The following is a 3,040-nucleotide window of genomic DNA, read 5'->3' as shown; positions in this document are numbered from 1 at the left end:
GGAGGTGCCGGTGTCACTAACATCCTCGGCCTTTACAGCTTTCTGAAGCAAGGTTATATTTGCGTTCTCAGGAGAGATACCCGCATTATAGCCATTAGACATCTTAAGGACAATATGGTGTGTAGTACTTGGCATCACTATACCCTCGTACTCTGCACCGTCCTTCTCTATCCTTATCCTGTCACCTTTTTTGAATTCCATGAAGATCACATCTGTTGATAACATTGATCATGCTTCGGTAATGTATCGTTCCACAAGTTCTACAAGAGCATTTAAAGAAGCTTCCGAGCCATTTCTCAAAGCACGTATCTCTTCCTCGGTCTGCCTCATAGTTTCTTTTCTTCTGATGATGGCCTGGTCCATTTCCTCGAACGCAGGACCACCTATGACCCTTCTCTTCTTTATATTGGAGATCGGGTCCAGAGCCTCACATATCATCTCTTCTGTAAGTCCCTTGCTGCTGAGTCTAATGCCCAGGACCTCATACGCCACAGCATCTATCTGTTGCAGATGGATGTCTCCTTCTCCTCTTGCAAGTACTCCTACTATCTGATGAGCTGTCCTGAAGGGTATGCCTGTTATCCTTACCAGTGTGTCTGCAAGCTCAGTGGCTGTGCTAAATCCCATTACGGACTTTGAAGCCATGACTTCCTTGTTGACCTTCATGGTCCTTACCATGCCTTCCATCATGCGTACCGAGCTTCTTGCAGTTTTCATTGCTTTCCACATGTTAGGGGTTGCTTCCTGCAGATCCCGGTTATAACTTAAGGGAAGGGCCTTGCAAGTGGTAATAAGGGCCATCAGTGATCCTGCCACCACACCGCTCTTTCCTCTCAGCAGTTCTGCAGTGTCTGGATTCTTCTTCTGTGGCATGATCGACGAAGTGGATGCATAGCGGTCATCCAGCTCGATGAAAGCGAATTCTGAGGTGGACCAGATAACAAGTTCTTCTGCCATCTTGCTTAAGTTAATGACAAGATTTGTAAGCACAGCAGTAACTTCTATCAGGAAATCCCTGCTGCTGACCGCATCCATGGAATTCTCAACAAGGTATTCAAAGCCCAGCAGTTGTCGGGTACGTTCCCGGTCTATGTTGAAGCCAGTGGAAGCAAAAGCTGCGGCTCCCAGAGGACAGATGTTCACCCGTGAGTAGGCACTCCTGAGACGGTCTGTATCCCTTCCCAAAGCGTCCATGTGGGCTATAAGATGATGGGCCAGTGTAGTGGGCTGTGCATGCTGCAGGTGTGTGAAGCCTGGCATCAGGGTCTCGATGTTTTCAGATGCAAGTGAACATAAAGTGTTGCGAAGAACATGTAATTCTTCCATGAGTGCAAGCATTTCTTCACGCAGGGTCAGACGGATGCATGTTGCAACTTCATCATTACGCGACCTGCCGGAGTGCATCCTGCCTCCCACATCCTCGCCAACCATATCAATAAGCTTTGATTCCAGGGAAATGTGAATGTCTTCGTAAGTGTGGTCCAGTTGTCCTATACCTTCTTCCCTGATGCGCAATAATCCCTTGAGGATCCTGGAACAATCCTGTTCCTTTATTATTCCCTGTTCCTTTAACATAATGGTGTGAGCAAAGTCCACCATTATGTCCGCATCGAATATCCATTTGTCCGACTTCATTGAAGAAGTGAACTCCATTATGTCCTCATCAGGCGTGCTGGCCAAACGCCCTCTGCGCAGAATGTTACTCATGTGTTACCTCTTTCATTTCATTGAGAATCAGGTTGTAGCGTGGTTATGGTCTGTACACTTAAAAAAGAATCGGTATTGATTTATGTACCACCTTGAAGGACAGGAAGCAGGATATGCACGGTAGTACCTTTTTTCTCCTCGCTTTCTATCCACATCTTTCCTTTATGTGCTTCCACGATGTTCTTGCAAATGAACAATCCAAGGCCTGTGCCTCCATACTTGCGTCTTATGGATGGGTCGATCTGGTAGAATTTCTGAAACAAATGAGGCAGTAATTCTGGAGGTATGCCTATTCCGCTGTCTTCTATGCTGATATGTACCATTTTTCCCTCTTTTTTAGCAAAAATACTGATCTTACCTTGTGAAGGCGTGAATTTAACAGCATTGTCCAGCACATTGGTCAGCATATCCGTGATCTTTTTGGCATCGGCTTCTATCTGCGGCATGCCTTCCTGTACATGACGCAGTACATCTATTTTCTTCTCAGTGATCGGCATTGCCATGTCCGTCACAGCATTATCGATGACCTCAAGGATGTCGATCTTGCTAAACTCATATTTTATCTCCTCAACTTCAGCCATGCTTACATACAGCAGAGAATCAACGAGTCTCCGAAGTCTCTCTGTATTGCGGATGACAGTACTAACAGCTTTGAGCTGCTGATAGTTCATTTTCCCCAGGGTGCCTTCCATAAGGAGGTCACTGTATCCTTTGATGGAAGTGAGAGGCGTTCTTAGTTCGTGGCTCACATTTGAGAGCAGTTCGTTCTTCATCCTGTCCACGGACTGCAATTCCTTGTTAGCTTTGCTAAGTTCATCGGCATATTCTCTCAATTTCTCTTCGGCGATCTTGCGCTCACCTATATCCTCAACGATGCCCACTCCGCCCAGCAACGTACCGTCATATGATGTGTTTGGACTGTAATCAACTTTTATAAATGCTGTTTTACCATTTCCCTGAGCCCGATATTCTCCCTCAAAGTGTCCCGGCCTTAGTAAGAGCACTTCGTTGAAGGCCGCTTTCATCTTTTCATCCCTCAAAGAAATATTCATGTTGAAACCTATTATCTTTTCTTTAGGTATGCCCAGGATCTCCGATATCTTATCGTTACAATGGGTAACAGTGCCATCCTTATCAAAGTTGAAAATGCCAAGCGGGGAATTCTCAAAAATCAGCCTGTATTTGTTTTCAGATTCCTTGAGTGCGATATCCATCTCTTTGATATGTGTGATATCAATAATGATACCCTGATAATAGCTAGGCCCTCCCACCTCATCTCTTGCCAGCATTGACCTTTCTGTGACCCATTTTATTTCTCCACTGTGCGTTAAGA

The 3,040-nt window shown here is 45.5% G+C and carries 2 protein-coding genes and 1 pseudogene; all 3 read right to left on the bottom strand.

Translation table 11 applies throughout. The features are described from left to right. Nucleotides 1-201 (bottom strand): annotated as a pseudogene (locus AB7U21_RS11585) (Glu-tRNA(Gln) amidotransferase subunit GatD); the annotation flags it as partial. A gap of 27 nt (nucleotides 202-228) precedes the next feature. Further along, complete coding sequence (gene argH / locus AB7U21_RS11580) at nucleotides 229-1,707, bottom strand: argininosuccinate lyase (protein ID WP_428389215.1); 1,479 nt, start codon at nucleotides 1,705-1,707, stop codon at nucleotides 229-231. 80 nt (nucleotides 1,708-1,787) lie between these two features. After that, the coding region (locus tag AB7U21_RS11575) for a PAS domain-containing sensor histidine kinase (protein WP_428389213.1) at nucleotides 1,788-3,040 on the bottom strand (1,253 nt) is incomplete at its 5' end.

The organism is Methanomethylovorans sp., assembly GCF_050177135.1.
Lineage (GTDB): Archaea > Halobacteriota > Methanosarcinia > Methanosarcinales > Methanosarcinaceae > Methanomethylovorans.
This window is presented reverse-complemented; position numbering and strand designations above follow the sequence as displayed.

What these genes read in the sequence shown, in the direction of transcription:
- argH (WP_428389215.1), bottom strand. Translation starts at nt 1,707, where the DNA reads ATGAGTAACATTCTGCGCAGAGGGCGTTTGGCCAGCACGCCTGATGAG.